The 16,600-nt window shown below is 59.5% G+C and carries 16 protein-coding genes; 7 read left to right on the top strand and 9 right to left on the bottom strand.

Annotation, left to right across the window (positions count from 1 at the left end; genetic code table 11):
• Positions 1-79: 79 nt before the first annotated feature.
• The 4 genes from LRK71_RS01390 to LRK71_RS01375 all read right to left on the bottom strand — a co-directional run bounded on the left by LRK71_RS01390 (position 80) and on the right by LRK71_RS01375 (position 2,754).
• Entirely contained in the window at positions 80-922 is an 843-nt protein-coding gene (locus LRK71_RS01390; RefSeq protein WP_232400548.1) for an ATP-binding protein, read from the bottom strand.
• A gap of 144 nt (positions 923-1,066) precedes the next feature.
• Positions 1,067-2,008, bottom strand: a complete 942-nt coding sequence (gene tatC / locus LRK71_RS01385) for a twin-arginine translocase subunit TatC (protein ID WP_232400547.1) — start codon at positions 2,006-2,008, stop codon at positions 1,067-1,069.
• Entirely contained in the window at positions 2,005-2,520 is a 516-nt protein-coding gene (gene tatB, locus LRK71_RS01380) for a Sec-independent protein translocase protein TatB (RefSeq protein ID WP_232400546.1), read from the bottom strand. The genes tatC and tatB overlap by 4 nt, the downstream gene beginning before the upstream one ends.
• Positions 2,521-2,526: 6 nt before the next feature.
• Positions 2,527-2,754 (bottom strand): twin-arginine translocase TatA/TatE family subunit, encoded by a 228-nt coding sequence (locus LRK71_RS01375; RefSeq protein WP_232400545.1) that lies wholly within the window; start codon positions 2,752-2,754, stop codon positions 2,527-2,529.
• Between the two features lie 223 nt (positions 2,755-2,977).
• On the opposite strand from LRK71_RS01375, the gene LRK71_RS01370 reads away from it, so the two are divergent.
• Together LRK71_RS01370 and LRK71_RS01365 are read left to right on the top strand one after the other, a co-directional pair.
• The gene (locus LRK71_RS01370) at positions 2,978-3,289 is read left to right on the top strand and encodes a hypothetical protein (RefSeq protein WP_232400544.1); all 312 of its coding nucleotides are present in this window, start codon (positions 2,978-2,980) and stop codon (positions 3,287-3,289) included.
• A gap of 109 nt (positions 3,290-3,398) precedes the next feature.
• Entirely contained in the window at positions 3,399-4,079 is a 681-nt protein-coding gene (locus LRK71_RS01365; RefSeq protein ID WP_232400542.1) for a helix-turn-helix transcriptional regulator, read from the top strand.
• A 79-nt stretch (positions 4,080-4,158) separates the two neighbouring features.
• On the opposite strand, the gene LRK71_RS01360 is transcribed toward LRK71_RS01365, so the two are convergent.
• The 3 genes from LRK71_RS01360 to LRK71_RS01350 all read right to left on the bottom strand — a co-directional run bounded on the left by LRK71_RS01360 (position 4,159) and on the right by LRK71_RS01350 (position 7,338).
• Positions 4,159-5,271, bottom strand: coding sequence for an ABC transporter ATP-binding protein (locus LRK71_RS01360; RefSeq protein ID WP_232400540.1), 1,113 nt, complete (start codon positions 5,269-5,271; stop codon positions 4,159-4,161).
• A 136-nt stretch (positions 5,272-5,407) separates the two neighbouring features.
• Positions 5,408-6,526, bottom strand: coding sequence for a YhaZ family DNA alkylation repair protein (locus LRK71_RS01355; protein ID WP_232400538.1), 1,119 nt, complete (start codon positions 6,524-6,526; stop codon positions 5,408-5,410).
• Between the two features lie 32 nt (positions 6,527-6,558).
• Positions 6,559-7,338, bottom strand: coding sequence for an SDR family oxidoreductase (locus LRK71_RS01350; protein WP_232401114.1), 780 nt, complete (start codon positions 7,336-7,338; stop codon positions 6,559-6,561).
• Positions 7,339-7,678: 340 nt separating this feature from the next.
• On the opposite strand from LRK71_RS01350, the gene LRK71_RS01345 reads away from it, so the two are divergent.
• From LRK71_RS01345 to LRK71_RS01325, 5 genes are all read left to right on the top strand, one after another.
• On the top strand, positions 7,679-8,689 hold the full coding sequence (locus tag LRK71_RS01345) for a Hint domain-containing protein (RefSeq protein WP_232400536.1): 1,011 nt from the start codon (positions 7,679-7,681) through the stop codon (positions 8,687-8,689).
• A 144-nt stretch (positions 8,690-8,833) separates the two neighbouring features.
• Entirely contained in the window at positions 8,834-10,441 is a 1,608-nt protein-coding gene (locus LRK71_RS01340; protein WP_232401112.1) for a peptide chain release factor 3, read from the top strand.
• Positions 10,442-10,724: 283 nt separating this feature from the next.
• A complete protein-coding gene (locus LRK71_RS01335; RefSeq protein WP_232400535.1) occupies positions 10,725-11,705 on the top strand; it encodes a glycosyltransferase family 2 protein in 981 nt (326 codons plus the stop codon).
• A gap of 221 nt (positions 11,706-11,926) precedes the next feature.
• Positions 11,927-13,594, top strand: a complete 1,668-nt coding sequence (locus LRK71_RS01330) for a DEAD/DEAH box helicase (protein ID WP_232400534.1) — start codon at positions 11,927-11,929, stop codon at positions 13,592-13,594.
• A gap of 257 nt (positions 13,595-13,851) precedes the next feature.
• Entirely contained in the window at positions 13,852-14,025 is a 174-nt protein-coding gene (locus LRK71_RS01325; protein WP_232400533.1) for an RSP_7527 family protein, read from the top strand.
• A 110-nt stretch (positions 14,026-14,135) separates the two neighbouring features.
• Here LRK71_RS01325 and LRK71_RS01320 read toward each other — a convergent pair whose 3' ends face one another.
• Positions 14,136-15,806 carry a ribonuclease J gene (locus LRK71_RS01320; RefSeq protein ID WP_232400532.1) on the bottom strand — a complete coding sequence of 557 codons (1,671 nt, stop codon included), beginning with the start codon at positions 15,804-15,806 and terminating at the stop codon, positions 14,136-14,138.
• Positions 15,803-16,585 (bottom strand): type III pantothenate kinase, encoded by a 783-nt coding sequence (locus tag LRK71_RS01315; RefSeq protein WP_232400531.1) that lies wholly within the window; start codon positions 16,583-16,585, stop codon positions 15,803-15,805. Before LRK71_RS01315 ends, LRK71_RS01320 begins: the two co-directional genes overlap by 4 nt.
• Positions 16,586-16,600: the final 15 nt, after the last annotated feature.

Below are 16,600 nucleotides of genomic sequence, written 5' to 3'. Positions count from 1 at the left end.
AGAACATACAGCAGGGGCGGGATGTGGTTGAAATCACATCCCGCCCCTGTTCATTTGGCCGGTATCCTGTCTCGCCGCCCTAGGTCAGCGAGACCCCATGCCGCCCAGCCAGATCGGTAAAGAACTGCCAGGCCACCCGACCAGAACGCGCCCCGCGTGTGGCCTGCCATTCAATCGCCTCTGCCCGCATGACATCTGCGTCGACATTGACACCATAGGCCTTGCAATAGCCTGAAATCATTTCGAGGTACTCATCCTGATCACAGGGATGAAAGCCCAGCCACAGGCCAAAACGATCCGAGAGAGAGACCTTTTCCTCAACCGCCTCAGAGGGGTTGATAGCGCTTGAGCGCTCATTCTCGATCATCTCGCGCGGCATCAGATGCCGCCGGTTAGAGGTGGCAAAGAACACCACATTCTCGGGCCGCCCCTCGATACCGCCATCCAGCACCGCCTTCAGGCTTTTGTAGTGCTGGTCGTCATGACTGAAGGACAGGTCATCGCAAAACAGGATAAAGCGATGCGGTGCCTGGCGCAGATGGTTCAGCAGACGCGCCACCGAGGGAAGATCCTCGCGCTGCAATTCTATCAGTTTCAAATCGGGATGATCCACCAAGAGCCCGCCATGAATGGCCTTTACCAGGCTGGATTTTCCCATGCCCCGCGCCCCCCACAGGAGAGCGTTGTTCGCGGCCTCACCACGGGCAAAGCGGCGCGTGTTTTCCAACAGGGTATCGCGCGACCGCCCAATCCCCACCAGCAGATCCAGATCAATCCGGTTGACCTGTGCCACCGGCTCCAGCCGATCTGGCGCCACATGCCAGACAAAAGCGGCAGCAGCATCAAAATCGGGCGCTGCCAGCGGCGCGGGCGACATCCGTTCCAGTGCCTCGGCAATGCGGGTCAATAGGATCTGGTCCATTGGGGATCTCCGGTCTTTTAGGGCTGACAGGTTTCAACCACGTTCCGCTGGGGCGGACAAGTCCTGACAGGTCAGGGGAAATCAACACATCAAAAAGGGGCGCGCCCTGCTGGACACGCCCCCGGTTCTGTTTTGCAGACAGGGTTATCTGTCGTCTTCACCCTCATCGGCTTCGAATTCTGCCATCAGCGGGTCTTCATCCTCGTCGTCGTAGTACCCTTCGGCGCGCAACTTTTCTTCGCGCTTGGCCTCGACCCGGCGCACCAGGAAGATCGACATCTCATAAAGCCCATAGACCACCACAAACAGGATCATCTGGGTAATCACATCCGGCGGCGTTACCAACGCGGCCAGAACCAGAATGGCGACAACCGCATATTTGCGCATGGCACCCAGCCCATCGGCACTGACCAGCCCAGCCTTGCCCATCAGGGTCAAAAGAACCGGCAGCTGAAAGCACAAGCCAAAGGCCATGATAAATTTCAGCGTGATATCAAGGCTTTCATTCACCTTACCAAAGAAGGTGATTTTCACCCCATTCGCGGTTTCCGGCACAATCGCAGTATCTACCATCACCCCATTCGGCACATCGTTCGCCGCCTGCGACAGCAGGTTGGCAAAGATAGAGCTGACATCGGCAAAGCCCAGAAAGAACTGCATCGCCAGCGGTGTCACCACCAGTTGCGCAAAGGTCGCCCCCAGCAGAAACATGAAGGGCGAGGCAATCAGGAACGGCAAAAAGGCGCCTTTTTCCGTTTTATACAGCCCCGGTGCCACAAATCGCCAAAGCTGATAGCCAATCATCGGAAAGGACAGGGCAAAACCAAAGACCATCGAGATGCGGAACAGCGTGAACAGATATTCCTGCGGCGAGGTATATTGCAGCGTCGGGGAAGGATCCCCCAGCGCCCGCAGCGTTTCCTCGATAGGCTTTACCAGGAACTGCAAAATAGGCTCGGCCACGACAAAGGCCAGAATGACCCCCACCGCAAAGGCCAGAACCGCCCGGATCAATCGGGTGCGCAGCTCTGCCAGATGTTCGATCAGGGGGGCGGTTGAATCCTCAACCTCTTCGCTCTGGCTCATGTCTTGGCCTCACTTCCTTCGGAGGGCGCGCTGTCTGCCTGTTCTGATCCTGCCTCAATTGCCGCTTCTGCGGCCTCGGCATGGGCCAGGGCGTCTTTTGCCTCGCGGGCTTTGCGTTCTGCGGCGCTGCGCGCGGTGGCCGCCTGGATCTTCTTGGCCTCTAGCGCGCGTTCCACCGCCATTTTCCCGGTTTCAGTGCCGGGCTTAAAGGCGGTCGGGTCGATGGATTTGGTCGGATCAATAGATTTGGCCATATCCTGCGCCGCCTCTTTCACCCCGTCCATCGCGGTGCTGACCGGATTGGTCGCAGCCTTCAGCCCCTTGGCCACATCCCGAACGCCGCTTTCATCAGCAGCCTCGTTCATGGCGCTACTGAATTCGCGCGCCATTCCCTTGGCCTTACCTACGAAACGCCCCACGTTGCGAAACATCACGGGCAGGTCTTTGGGCCCGACAACAATCAGCGCCACGACGCCAACCACCAGAAGTTCGGTTAGCCCAAGATCAAACATGCCCCGTTACGCCTTGTCTGTTTCAGAGGCAGACCCGGCGGCAGGGGTGACGTCTTTGGCCTCGACAGTTTTTTCTTCTTCCAGCTCTGCGGTGCCTTCATTCACGCCCTTCTTGAACGAGGTAATGCCTTTGCCAACTTCACCCATAAGCGAGCTGATCTTGCCGCGTCCAAACAGCACCAGAACCACAACAGCGATGAGCAGCAGGCCGGGAAGGCCGATATTATTAAGCATGTGAATCTCTCCTTCACTTTTGCCAATGCGCGCTGCATCGGCTGACTATTCTCTGACCACAGGTTTTAGGCTCCTCCCGCGCCCGAGCAAAGAGGCGGCAGCAGTCTTGGGACGAGAGACAGCCGCAAAAACGCTTTTTTTCGCTCACTCAAGCACCCAACTGACAGGTTTATGTCAGTTGCCCTCTGCTAGAGCTACCACATCAACACAACAGGAGATTGATATGACCAAAAACGTCGCTGAGACCGTGACCTTCAAGCTGAACCCAGGTGTCACCCCCGAAGAGTTTGTCAAGATCAGCCAAACCAGCGAAGCTTTTGTGCGCGCCAACCCCGGCTTTATCTTTCGCCGCCTCAGCTGTGGCGCGGATGGAAGGTGGACAGATACCGTGATCTGGAAAGATATGGAAACCGCGCAGCAGGTGGCCGAGAGCTTTGGCAAACAGGATTTCGCCCCGGCGCTGATGGCGGCCATTGCGCCAGAAACGGTCACCCTGCGCCATGAAACCATTCACTGGACCGTTGCACCCAACTAACCGCCCGACGATGCGGCGCAATATCAAGCCGCCAATAAAGACGGCCGGGGCACCGCACTTGCGTGCCCTGGCTTGACGCCCCCCCTGTCTCTGCGCCAAGGGTAGCCCCATGCGCCGCACCGACCGCCTTTTTGAGATCATCCAGATCCTGCGTGATGGGAAACTCCATCGGGCACAGGACATTGCGGCCCGGCTCGAGGTTTCTACCCGCACCATCTACCGCGACATGGATACATTGGTTGCCTCGGGTGTGCCGGTGGAAGGCGAACGCGGTCTTGGCTATATGGTGCGTGAACAAATCACCCTGCCGCCGTTGACGCTCACCGCAGAAGAGCTGGAGGCATTGAACCTTGGCATGGCGATCGTCGCCGAGGCCGCAGATGCCGATCTGAAGGCCGCCGCTCAGTCGCTGGCTGCCAAGGTGGATGCGGTCTTGCCGACCGAGACCATCGCCGCAGCGGACGCCTGGAAATTTGCCGTCTACCCCTTTGCCGATGTGGCGCGTGGCTTTGCCCATATGCCCACCCTGCGCGCGGCCATCAAATCGCGCCAAAAGCTGGGGCTGCAGTACCGGCGCATAGATGGCACCCTGACAGAGCGCACCATCCGGCCCTTGCATATGGAATATTGGGGCCGCGTCTGGACCCTGACCGCTTGGTGCGAAACCAGGGCGGATTTCCGGGTCTTTCGTGTCGATCTGATCAAAGAGGTGCGCGCCCTGCCCGAGTTGTTCCTGGATGAACCCGGCAAGACCCTGGCGGATTATGACCCGCATCGCGACACGCGTTAGCAGCACCTATGCCACCTTGGAACACGTCCCCCGCATCAGCCCGGCTGGGCCAGGCAGGCCGCAGTCTGATAGCTTGCCGTCAGGCGGGAAAGACGAAACAACGGTTGCGCGGCACCGTTAGCCACATCACCCGGCCCACCTCTGGTAGGAAAACGCGTGGCACCGTAACCTTGAGAACAGAGCCGTCATAATCCATCTGGAACTCTACCAGGCTCTCATGGCCGAGATAGCGCGCCCGTTTCACCACTGCGCGGGCTGGCACGCCATCCGTGGCGGTTGGCAGCGGCCCCCTGCCCCCACGGTCAAAATCGATCCGCACATGCTGCGGGCGAAAAACGATGTCGACATCGGTGCGATCGGCAATGCCCGGCGCCAGAAACTGGCCAAAGGGTGTTTCCGCCAGCGCGCCATTCACTTGCGAATGCAACACGTTGATATCACTGAAAAAGGCAACGGCAGCCTTGTCGGACGGGCGGGTGTAGACGTTATAGGGCGCGCCTTGCTGGACGATTTTGCCGCCGCGCATCAGGGCAATTTCATCGGCCATCCGCATAGCTTCTTCCGGCTCATGGGTGACCAGTAAAACCGCCGCATCTTCTTCTTTCAGCAGGGTCAGTGTTTCGTCGCGAATCCCATCGCGCAGCCGGTTATCGAGCCCGGAAAAGGGTTCATCCATCAGCATGATGCGCGGACGCGGTGCCAGGGCACGGGCAAGGGCGACGCGCTGCTGCTCTCCACCTGACAGCTGGTGGGGAAATTCATCAATAAACCGCGACAAGGAAACCTTTTGCAGCAATTCTTCAACGCGGGCGCGTTTGGCCTCTTTGCTGCCCTTCAGGCCAAAGGCAACGTTATCCGCCACGTTAAGATGCGGGAACAGGGCAAAATCCTGAAACATCAGCCCGATCTCGCGCCGTTCTGGCGGCACCCGGAATACCGTGTCGCAGACCAGCTTGCCATCGACATAGATTTCGCCACTGTCCTGCATTTCCACCCCGGCGATCATCCGCAGCGTGGTGGATTTACCGCAGCCAGAGGGCCCAAGCAGGCAGGTCACCTGCCCGGCCTGAATTTGCAGCGAAACATCATCCACCACCGCACGGCCATCAAAATAGCGATGGAGATTACGGATCTCGAGCCGCGGATGCTGCGCGGCCTCAGACTGGGGCGCGCTGGGGGATGTTGTGCTCATTCTGCCTCACAAGCTTTGCCGATTGTGCAATCGGTCCTTGCGGCAAATACCAACCCGGCGGGCGCCGTGCAAGTCCTCAGCCCCGGCCCGCCAAAACCCGTCATTTTCTCTATAATACCCCCAAAGCAGCCTTTGATCAGGCGATCAGATCAAACCCCGCCTGCGCACCAACGCGGCCATTGACCAGAATTTCAATCTGGTGTCGGCCAGGGTACAGTTTGAAGGTGGTGGCATCGCCTTTGAACCGATGCAGTTTGGCCAGGGTCAGCGCCGCTCCGCGCAGTTTCGTTTGCTTCAGCTTGAACACCTTTTGCGCGGTCTTGCCACCAGCCCGCGCAAAACTGACACGGTAGTCGACAATCACCGGCAAATCCGCCGGGGCGGCAAGCGTAACCTCAAAATTAAGCGCCCCGCCAATGCGTGCGGCCGACGCCCCCAGCTGCAAATCAACCGAGACCTCGGCCTCTGGGTCATAGCCAAGCAGGCGCAGTGCCCGCGGATAGCCGGATTTCACCAGGCCGCGACAGGCATGGCTGATCAGCCAGGTCAATTCTTTTTCCTGCTGTGCCCCATTTGCGCGCCAGGCCTCTAGCCGGTCCAGGACCAGATCCGGGTCTTTCTTGCTGATGTCATTCAGGTGATTGGCAACCGATCGCGTCACATAGCGGGTGGGATCCTGATGCAGATGGTCCAGAAATGGCAGCGGATCAGCCAGCGCCAAAGCAACCCCCTGCCCCCAGGGCAGGCGCGGCCTGGTGCCTTCGCTGACCAGGCGACGCACATGATAGCTGGGATGTTGTATCCACTGCTGCATCCGCGCCAGCGTCAGATCCTGATGCGTATTCAAGAACGGACGAATGGCCCACTCCATGGAAAACCGCTGGGTCAGCTCCGCCAAGAGATCCAGCGCCAGCTCGGGGTCGCTGTGCACCCCCCGTGCCAAGACGAATTCGCCCACCGGCGCAAAGATGAAATCGCCGAAATCATCGTCCGTCTTCCCCGGGTCCAGCGGTGGCGGCAGCGCCTGCAAGAGCAGTGGTGCTACCTCGGGTAGCGCTCCGGGCAGATGCTGGCCGAGAACCTCGGCGATCCAGCTGATACGCGCCTTCAGTTCCAGCGGTAGCAGGCCCGCCATCACATCCGCTTCAAATTGGTCAGCCTGAAACCCCGGCACGGCAGGGGCAAAAAGACCCGCCAGATAGCGGGTCTTTTGCTGATTGAACAATTGGTCCTTAAGGGAAAACCCGCTGGCCATTCAATGCTCCGTGTCTTGCGTCAGGACACTGCTTACAGTGTCATATTGGTGGCCCCACCATCCAACAGAATGTTCTGCCCGACAATGAATCCCGCATGTTGCGAGCACAAAAACGCACAGGCGGCGCCAAACTCCTGCCGGGTGCCGTAGCGCCCTGCGGGAATGGTGGCCGCGCGCTGTGCCTTGGCCTCTTCCATAGAGATGCCCTGCTGGCTGCTGACGCCGCTGTCCAGTGAAACCGCGCGGTCTGTGGCATGGATACCGGGCAGCAGGTTATTGATGGCAACACCGCTGCCTGCCACCTGCCGCGAGGTACCGGCCACATAACCGGTCAACCCGGCGCGGGCAGAGTTTGACAGGCCCAGCACCGCAATTGGAGCCTTGACGGATTGCGAGGTGATATTGACCACCCGGCCCCAGCCGCGCTCCATCATGCCCGGCAGCAGCGCCTTCATCAGGGCAATCGGCGCCAGCATATTGGCATCCAGCGCCTTGATGAAATCCTCACGCTCCCAGTCGGACCACAGCCCCGGAGGCGGGCCACCAGCGTTATTGACCAGGATATCAGCGCCTGCCGCAGCGGCGATCAGCTTTGCCTGTCCGTCTTGCGTGGTGACATCAACCGCCACGGTTTCGACCTCAACGCCGTAGCGGTCGCGGATGGCCTGCGCGGCCTGCAAGAGGGGCTCTTCGCCGCGCGCGTTCATCACCAGGTTAACCCCTGCTTCGGCCAATGCTTCCGCGCAACCCAGACCCAGTCCCTTGCTGCTGGCGCATACCAATGCGCGTTTTCCAGTAATCCCGAGATCCATAGCTTTGCTCCCTGCGTCGTGCTTGAAATTTTCCCAAGACTGCACCGCATGGGCGGCAATGGCCAGCCCAGAAACGTAGGGGTGGCCTGCCGGATTTTGCCGATACATTTGGCCGCTGCTGCCATCTGGTTCGCCCCGGCTGGATGGGTCGATGGCCTACGCCACCACAACAGGATAGGTAAAATTAATGGCTTGTCAGGATTTCTGCCCGTATTTGTCGGTATCGTGCCATAATTCGCGGCTATATCCCTGTGCCAGGGGCATGCCATTGCGCTTGCGGCGCGCCCAGGCAGGGGACTGTTCCCTGCCTCGCAACAGCTAAATCAGAATGGGGGCTTCAGTGCCAACAGTAGAACACGCCATTCAGTCCATCCCGGCCTACCCGGCCGAACAGTTCCTGGTGGAAATTGGCGCCAATATGGGTGATCCGATTGGCCTGTTCCAGGATATGATGCTGGATGACATCTACCAGCTTAGCCCACCGGCGCACCCACAACGGCTGGCCCTGGCCAGCACAGCAGAGGGACAGTTCTGCATCGCTGAAGGCACAGCGCTTGGCACCCCCGGTGCTCGGCTGCATCTGGACTGCGCCCTGACCCTGATGCCGCAGGCAGGCGATAACGTCGAAGCCCTGGTGATGGTCGAAGTCGACGAGGACGGGCTGATCGCCGCAATCTATCTATTGCCCATGGCACCACTAAACCTGCAACACAGCTATACGCTGGTGCGAGCCGAACAGGACGGTGCGCGCCGCAAACTGGCGCAGATGGCCTGTGTTTCATTCACCCGTGGCACCCGGATTACTCTGGCCACCGGTGCCCAGAAACCTATCGAAGACCTCGTGCCCGGCGACCGGGTTCTGACCCGCGACGAAGGGGTGCAGGACCTGCGCTGGATAGGCCAGACCACCTCGCGCGCGGTGGGGCGCATGGCCCCGGTACTGATCCGGGCCGGCGTCTTGAACAATGCCGCTGATCTTCTGGTCAGCCCCGATCACCGCCTGATGGTCTATCAACGCCGCGATGAGCTGGGCACCGGCTGCCCGGAACTTCTGGTGCGGGCGCGTGACCTAGTCAATGGCACAACGGTTGTGGTGCAGGATGGCGGCTTTGTCGACTACTTCCAGCTTCTGTTTGACCGGCATCACATCATCTATGCTGAAGGCATCGCCGCAGAGAGCCTGTTTCTGGATCCCCTTACCCAGCCTGCACTGCCCGATGACCTGCTGCGCCGCATCGGCCCTGGCCTTGCAACAGGTCAGCGCCGCGACAGCCACGGGTTGGAGGTACAGAAAAACCTGCTGAATCATCCCGATGCAGTTGAAATGCTACGCCGCTCTTCGCTGCGCTAACCGACGCCAGGCCGGACCAATCGTCCGTGGCACATAATCGGGGCGATACCTGCGCAGGCCCCTGGCCGCTCTGTTCCGCAGCTTTCTGCGAGGCAGGGGGGCTTTTTCTTGCCAGTCTCTGCAATCCAACCTATACGCGCGCTCATGTTGGATACCGCTGCAAACCGCCCAGACCTGCCGCCCGAAATCGCGCGGCGCCGCACCTTTGCGATCATTTCGCACCCGGATGCGGGCAAAACCACGCTGACTGAAAAGTTCCTGCTTTATGGCGGCGCGATTCAGATGGCTGGGCAGGTGCGCGCAAAAGGCGAAGCACGGCGCACCAGATCCGATTTCATGCAGATGGAAAAGGACCGCGGTATTTCGGTCTCGGCCTCGGCAATGTCCTTTGATTTTGACGGCTTCCGCTTCAATCTGGTGGATACGCCCGGCCACTCGGACTTTTCCGAAGATACCTATCGCACCCTCACGGCGGTGGATGCGGCGGTAATGGTGATCGACGGCGCCAAGGGCGTGGAAAGCCAGACGCAGAAGCTGTTCGAGGTCTGCCGCCTGCGCGATCTGCCGATCCTGACCTTCTGTAACAAGATGGACCGCGAAAGCCGCGATACCTTTGATATTATTGATGAGATCCAGGAGAACCTGGCCATTGACGTGACGCCAGCCGCCTGGCCCATCGGGGTGGGACGCGATTTCATCGGCTGCTATGACATGCTGCGCGACCGGCTGGAACTGATGGATCGCGCCGACCGCAACAAGGTGGCCGAAAGCATCGCGATTGAGGGCCTGGATGACCCCAAGCTGGCCGAACATGTGCCCGCACATCTGCTGGAAAAGCTGCTGGAAGAGGTCGAGATGGCCCGCGAACTGCTGCCCAAGCTGGACCCACAGGCGGTGCTGGAAGGCCATATGACCCCGATCTGGTTTGGCTCAGCCATCAACTCCTTTGGCGTCAAAGAGCTGATGGACGGCATTGGCCACTACGGCCCAGAACCGCAGATACAAAAGGCGCTGCCGCGAAATATTGCCCCCGAGGAGAAAAAGGTCGCCGGCTTTGTCTTCAAGGTGCAGGCCAATATGGACCCCAAGCACCGCGACCGGGTGGCCTTTGTGCGGATGGCAAGCGGCCACTTTAAACGCGGTATGAAGCTGACCCATGTGCGCACCAAGAAACCGATGGCCGTTTCCAACCCGGTGCTGTTCCTCGCCTCTGACCGCGAATTGGCCGAAGAGGCCTGGGCCGGCGATATCATTGGTATCCCGAACCACGGCCAGCTGCGCATCGGTGACACCTTGACCGAAGGCGAAGCCCTGCGCGTTGCCGGCATTCCCTCCTTTGCGCCGGAACTGCTGCAGGGTGTGCGCGCAGGCGATCCGATGAAGGCCAAGCATCTGGAAAAGGCGCTGATGCAGTTTGCAGAAGAAGGCGCTGCCAAGGTGTTCAAACCCTCAATTGGGTCCGGCTTTATTGTTGGGGTTGTCGGTGCGCTGCAGTTTGAGGTTTTGGCCAGCCGGATCGAGCTGGAATACGGCCTGCCGGTACGGTTTGACAGCTCTCAATTCACCTCGGCCCGTTGGGTCAATGGTGACAAATCGGCGATGGACAAGTTTGTAAACGCCAACAAACAGCACATCGCCTATGACCATGATGGCGACGTCGTCTATCTGACCCGCCTGCAGTGGGATATCGACCGGGTCGAGCGGGATTACCCCGACCTGCAACTGACCGCGACCAAGGAAATGATGGTCTGAGCCACGGCGCTACGGCCCTCGACGCCTTATAGACAAGTGCAAATAATCTGGGCGCGCCATCATCGGCGCGCCCTTTTGCGTTTCTTCGTCGGCGTCACGGCCCGCCGCTTGGCCGCAGTCTGATCCACATTTTGAGCTTTTGCACTCTTCTGTCCGCTGCGCTCTGGACCAATGGGGGGATCCCTGTGCAGTATCCCGCCACGTGACACCGCGCACGCACCACTACAGAGATACCCCTGCCCCGCAACCGGGGCAGAGCAAGGATACAGAGAGCAGCGCATCAATGGACACAAACGCAAAATGGGGCATTGTTGCCACCATCAAGGCCCCGGCCCAAGACATCCTCGACTTTGCCGCCTACCATCTGGAGGCAGGTGCCCATCGTCTGTTTCTATATCTCGACACCCCCTGCCCCAGCGCCCGCCCCCTGCTAAAGGCGCATCCAAAGATCCGCGTCTTTGATTGCGACGATGCCTCCTGGCAAAAGCGGCGCAAAGGCGGCAAGCCCGCCAAGCATCAGGTTCGCCAAAGCCTGAATGCCACCCGCGCCTATCGTCGCCAAGCTGCTGATCTGGACTGGCTGGCCCATATTGACGTGGATGAATTCCTCTGGGCAGACTGCTCGATTGGCGCGCTGCTTGCTGCCCTGCCGCAAACCACCCTGGCAGCCCGTGCCCGCCCCATCGAGGCGCTTGCAGGCGATGCGACCGCCTTCAAGGGTCATATCCCCAAAGGGCCTGAACGCGGCGCAATCGTCGGCCGCCTGTATCCGCACTACGGCGAACATATGCATGGCGGCTTTCTCAGCCATGTGCAGGGCAAGATCTTCGTACGCACCGGACTGCCCGACATCAGCTTTCGCATACATAACTTTTTCCAAGACATCGGCGAAAGCCCAGAGGACCGTCGGGAAAACCCCGCCACGACAGAGCTGCCTGCGCTTGATCTGTGCCACCTGCATGCGCGGGATTGGTCCCACTGGCTGGCGCACTACCGGTTTCGCCTAGAGCGCGGCTCTTACCGCGCCGACCTTTCGCCTGCACGACCTAGGGATAAGGGCGGCATCAACCTGCATGAACTCCTCTCGGCAATAGAGGCCGAAGAGGGCGAAACAGGCCTGCGCGCCTTTTATGATGAAGTCTGCGGCGACAGTCCGGCCCTGCGCCAGCGGCTGGAGCGGGAAGGGCTGTTGCGGATTCGCATGCTCAACCGTGCCGCGACCCGGCAAAAGCACTTCCCCGGCTTTGACAGCACGGAGGGGTGATCCCCGCGCGACGATTCGGCACCTCTGAAGGGGGGGACCGGTATTTTGACACGCCAGCAGGGGCGGATAGCAGCCAGGTAAGCCCAGCCAATAATTGACCGCAGGACTAGATTTTGCTATGTCCCGCCAAAAGCTGGACGTTGTCACACCGCTTGTTCTCGCGGACCCGGCTTTGTCAAAACACGCGCGGGCCAAATTAGTGTCCGCAAAAACGGACGCATATGACAAAATTTACCGATCTGAACCTGAACCCCAAGGTCCTCAAAGCGATTGAAGAAGCGGGTTACGAGACACCAACGCCGATCCAGGCTGGTGCCATCCCACCCGCGCTTGAAGGTCGTGATGTGCTGGGCATCGCCCAAACCGGCACCGGCAAAACTGCCTCTTTCACCCTGCCAATGATCACCATGCTGGCCCGTGGCCGCGCCCGCGCCCGCATGCCGCGCAGCCTGGTCCTGTGCCCCACCCGCGAATTGGCAGCCCAAGTTGCAGAGAATTTTGACACTTATACCAAACACTTAAAGCTTACAAAGGCCCTATTGATTGGCGGTGTCAGCTTTAAGGAGCAGGATCAGCTGATCGACAAAGGGGTGGATGTTCTGATTGCCACGCCAGGTCGCCTGCTGGATCATTTCGAGCGCGGCAAACTATTGCTGACCGGCGTGCAGATCATGGTTGTCGATGAGGCAGACCGGATGCTCGACATGGGGTTTATTCCGGATATCGAGCGGATCTTCTCGCTCACGCCCTTTACCCGCCAGACGCTGTTCTTCTCGGCCACCATGGCCCCCGAAATCGAGCGGATCACCAATACCTTCCTTTCTGCGCCTGAGCGAATCGAAGTTGCCCGCCAGGCCAGCGCCTCTGAAACCATCGAGCAACAAGTGGTGCAGTTCAAAGCCTCGCGCAAAGATCGCGAAGCTAGCGAAAAACGCACTGCCCTGCGTGCCCTGATCGACGGCGAAGGCGACAAGCTGACCAACGCGATCATCTTCTGCAACCGCAAGACGGATGTGGATATCGTGTCCAAGTCACTGAAAAAGTACGGCTATGATGCCGCGCCAATTCATGGCGATCTAGACCAGAGCCAACGCACCAAGACCCTAGACGGGTTCCGCGACGGACAGCTCCGTATTCTCGTGGCCTCTGATGTAGCGGCGCGCGGCCTGGATGTGCCCAGCGTCAGCCATGTGTTCAACTATGATGTGCCCGGCCACCCCGAAGACTATGTCCACCGGATTGGCCGCACCGGCCGCGCGGGCCGTGAAGGCAAGGCAATCACCATTTGCTCTGTCCGCGATGAAAAGGCTCTGGCCGCTGTTGAAAACCTGCTGCAAAAAGAAATCAGCCGGATGGACAACCCCGTCAAAAAAGCAGAGCCCGTCAAGCGCAGCGCTGCCAAGAAACCCACTGACACACCGGATCAGAACACCGAAAATGCCGGTGGCAAGCCCACACGCAGCCGCCGGGGGGCTACATCGCGCAAGTCGGCGGACGCCGCCGCGCCTCTGGATGCGGCTACTCCACAGGAGCAGGGCACCGCAACTCAGGCAAATGATGATCAGACTGGCGCCAACCAGACATCTGAGGATCTGCAAGCTCAGGCACCGACTGAAACGGGCAAACCCGAAGCAAACAGATCTGCCCCCCGCAAGGCAGACAGCGCCCAATCCGAAGGTCGCGTACGGACGCGCAAGGCACCGGCCAAGGCAGACGATAAGCCAGCCGTCGAGGAAAACGCTGCAGCGCAGCAACAATCCGCCCCCAAGAACAACCGGGGCCGTGGTGGCAAACAGGGCGGGCGTCGTGACGATCGTACGGTTGTTGGCATGGGCGATCACATGCCAAGCTTTATCGCGCTCTCTTTTGCAGAGCGTCGAGCCGGGTAATTTACCAATAAAATCAACATCATTACGGTCGCCTCTTTGGCGGCCGTTTTGCATTTTACGCTATAGAGATTCTGAGACAGGTCTTGAATTGACAGCCGGCCGGTCTGCCCAGCCCGGCGCGTCACGCGGTATTGCCGAATTCCCAGGTAGCGACCCTTGCACTTGCAGCATGGCGGAATTGACGGATTGGCCAATGTCACCGCACCCAAAGCTCGCTACATGTAGCTCATCCGAAAACGCAATAGACCGAGAACGTTATGACCGAGCACCAGCCTGTTATCCTCACCGCTGATGAAATCCATGCCATCCAGCGCCGTGCAGAAGCCCTGCGCGCCCGGGCTTTGGCTGACGGGATGAGCGCCCTTGGCCGTGGCCTGCGCGCCCTACCCCACAAAATCGTCGCTCTGCTACAACGCCCCCGCACCGCGTAAGGGCAGCCCGCCTCTGTTTTGCGCAGTGACGGTTTTCCCTGTCAGCGCCCACAAAAAAGCCTCGGCAAGATCTGCCGAGGCTTTTTCTGTTCAGGATATCAGCGCAGTGCTTATCGCATACGGCTGATCACTACTGTGACCTCGGGCTTTTTGCCAATTTCGTTGTTGCAGGTCTGACGCGCAATCCGGCGCAGCTCGCCTTCCAGCTTGTCGTCATCCTTCAGCGTCTTGGCCCCAGCCCGCATCAAAAACTGATTCAGGTCTTCTTCCAAAACCTCTGTCAGCGCCGCGTTAGAGCTGCCGTTATCTGTCAGCCCCTTGATATCACACCAGGGCTCACCCAGGGGCTCATCTTCCTCGTCCAGAATAAGGGTGACGACCAGATGGCCATTCAGCGCCATGCGGATCCGGTCGCGCACCACGCCATCCATCGCGCCAATCTTGGTGGTGCCATCCAGATAGGTGCGGCCCGTGTCGATATATTCCAGCACCGAAGGACGGTTGCCCGACAGGTTCAGCATCATGCCATTCACCGCCACAATGCTGGGAATACCCCTGGCCTCGCCCAGACGGGCATGCAGGCGCAGGTGGCGATGTTCACCATGCATTGGCACCAGCATCGCAGGTTGCAGCAGCGCATGGAGCGCCTCAAGATCCGGCCCATTGGCATGGCCAGAAACGTGATACAGACCAGAGCTGTCATCCACCACATCAACACCCCGTTCCGAGAACTGGTTGATGATGCGGATCACACCGCGTTCATTGCCCGGAATCGTCTTAGATGAAAACAGGAACAGATCGCCCTCTTTCAGCTCTAGCCCACGGTATTTGCCGCGCGCCATCTGCGCCGAGGCGGCCCGCCGTTCGCCTTGGCTACCAGTGGTAATCAGCATCAAGCTATTGCGCGGCAGGTCGCGGGCCTCTTCTGGCGTATAAACTTGGGGGAAATTCGTCAGCACGCCGGTTTCCTTGGCGGCCTCGACCATGCGCAGCATTGCGCGGCCCAACAAGACAACCGAACGCCCCGCCCGCGTGCCCGCATCCGCTAGGGTCTTTACCCGTGCTACGTTCGAGGCAAAGGTGGTTGCCGCCACCATACCACTGGCCTCGCCGATCAGGCGGGTAATTTCCTCGGGCAGATCCGATTCAGAACGGCCAGGTGTTTTGGAAAACACATTGGTGGAATCGCAGACCAGGGCCTTGATGCTCGGCTTGGCGATCTCGGCCCACATCTCAGGGTCAAAGGCTTCGCCCACCAGCGGTGTGCGGTCCAGTTTGAAGTCGCCAGTGTGCACCACGCGGCCACCGGGGCTGTCGATCACCAGGCCAGCGCTTTCGGGGATCGAATGCGCCATAGGGGCAAAGCCCACGGTGAAGGGGCCCAGCTTGGTCACTTCGGGCCAGGCGCCAACGGTTTTCACCACCAGCGGATCATGGCCGTGCTCTTCCATCTTGCGGCGGGCCAGATTGGCGGTAAAGGCACGGGCATAGATCGGCACGTTCAGTTGACGATACAGATGCGAGACCGCGCCGATGTGGTCCTCATGGCCATGGGTGATAAAGATCGCCTCCAGCTGGTCAACGCGGTCACGCAGCCAGGTGATATCAGGCATGATCAAGTCAACACCGGGGGTGCTGTCCATATCGGGGAAGGCAACGCCCAGATCCACCAGGATCAGCCGTTCCTTGCCGGGGCGGCCATAGCCGTAAACATAGGCATTCATGCCAATTTCGCCTGCACCACCAAGGGGCAGATAGATCAAACGTTCATCAGTGCTCATATAGGAGTACCGTTATCCTTATTATATTTATGGATGATCTGCAGTCCATGCATCGTGAGATCATCCTCATATGCGTCAAACAGATCAGCAGCTTGCTGGAAAAGAGGCGCCAGCCCGCCTGTTGAGATAATCTTCATCGGGACATTGCGCTCGGCTTTGATCTGGGCGCAGATCTCGCGCACCAGGCCGACGTAGCCCCAAAACACTCCCGATTGCATGCAAGCCACCGTATTGGTGCCGATCACATGCTCGGGTTTGGAAATATCCACATGTGGCAGCGCCGCCGCTGCCTGATGCAGCGCCTCCAGGCTGAGGTTCACCCCAGGCGCAATCACGCCACCCAGATAGGCACCATCTGCGGCCACCACATCAAAGGTCGTGGCAGTGCCAAAATCAACCATCACCAGATCACCGCCATAGTGATCGAACCCCGCCACCGTGTTGACCAGCCGATCCGGCCCCACTGCGGTGCCCTCGTCCACCCGGACATCCACCGGCAACAGGCAATCCGGTTTGCCCACTACCAATGGGCGGGTGTTGTAATAGCGATCAGCCAGAACCCGCAGATTGAACACAACGCGCGGCACGGTGGAAGAGATGATCACATCGGTGATATCCGTCTCAATGCCCTGCGCCTGAATCAATGTGTTGAGCCAGACAAAATACTGATCCGCCGTACGCCGCCAATCGGTTGCCGTGCGCCAGGTGCCAACAAATTTTTCGCCATCCCAGATAGAGAAGACGGTATTGGTATTGCCACAATCAACAGCCAGAAGCATGGAATGCCCTTTTGC

This window comes from Pseudophaeobacter flagellatus (genome assembly GCF_021228235.1).
Taxonomy (GTDB): Bacteria; Pseudomonadota; Alphaproteobacteria; order Rhodobacterales; family Rhodobacteraceae; genus Pseudophaeobacter; species Pseudophaeobacter flagellatus.
The sequence above is the reverse complement of the archived record's forward strand: the minus strand, read 5'-3'. Positions and strand labels throughout refer to the sequence as shown.

Bases quoted from the DNA above. Each gene is read 5' to 3' on its own strand.
- LRK71_RS01390 (WP_232400548.1), bottom strand. From the start codon at position 922: ATGGACCAGATCCTATTGACCCGCATTGCCGAGGCACTGGAACGGATG.
- tatC (WP_232400547.1), bottom strand. From the start codon at position 2,008: ATGAGCCAGAGCGAAGAGGTTGAGGATTCAACCGCCCCCCTGATCGAA.
- tatB (WP_232400546.1), bottom strand. From the start codon at position 2,520: ATGTTTGATCTTGGGCTAACCGAACTTCTGGTGGTTGGCGTCGTGGCG.
- LRK71_RS01375 (WP_232400545.1), bottom strand. From the start codon at position 2,754: ATGCTTAATAATATCGGCCTTCCCGGCCTGCTGCTCATCGCTGTTGTG.
- LRK71_RS01370 (WP_232400544.1), top strand. From the start codon at position 2,978: ATGACCAAAAACGTCGCTGAGACCGTGACCTTCAAGCTGAACCCAGGT.
- LRK71_RS01365 (WP_232400542.1), top strand. From the start codon at position 3,399: ATGCGCCGCACCGACCGCCTTTTTGAGATCATCCAGATCCTGCGTGAT.
- LRK71_RS01360 (WP_232400540.1), bottom strand. From the start codon at position 5,271: ATGAGCACAACATCCCCCAGCGCGCCCCAGTCTGAGGCCGCGCAGCAT.
- LRK71_RS01355 (WP_232400538.1), bottom strand. From the start codon at position 6,526: ATGGCCAGCGGGTTTTCCCTTAAGGACCAATTGTTCAATCAGCAAAAG.
- LRK71_RS01350 (WP_232401114.1), bottom strand. From the start codon at position 7,338: ATGGATCTCGGGATTACTGGAAAACGCGCATTGGTATGCGCCAGCAGC.
- LRK71_RS01340 (WP_232401112.1), top strand. From the start codon at position 8,834: ATGTTGGATACCGCTGCAAACCGCCCAGACCTGCCGCCCGAAATCGCG.
- LRK71_RS01335 (WP_232400535.1), top strand. From the start codon at position 10,725: ATGGACACAAACGCAAAATGGGGCATTGTTGCCACCATCAAGGCCCCG.
- LRK71_RS01330 (WP_232400534.1), top strand. From the start codon at position 11,927: ATGACAAAATTTACCGATCTGAACCTGAACCCCAAGGTCCTCAAAGCG.
- LRK71_RS01325 (WP_232400533.1), top strand. From the start codon at position 13,852: ATGACCGAGCACCAGCCTGTTATCCTCACCGCTGATGAAATCCATGCC.
- LRK71_RS01320 (WP_232400532.1), bottom strand. From the start codon at position 15,806: ATGAGCACTGATGAACGTTTGATCTATCTGCCCCTTGGTGGTGCAGGC.
- LRK71_RS01315 (WP_232400531.1), bottom strand. From the start codon at position 16,585: ATGCTTCTGGCTGTTGATTGTGGCAATACCAATACCGTCTTCTCTATC.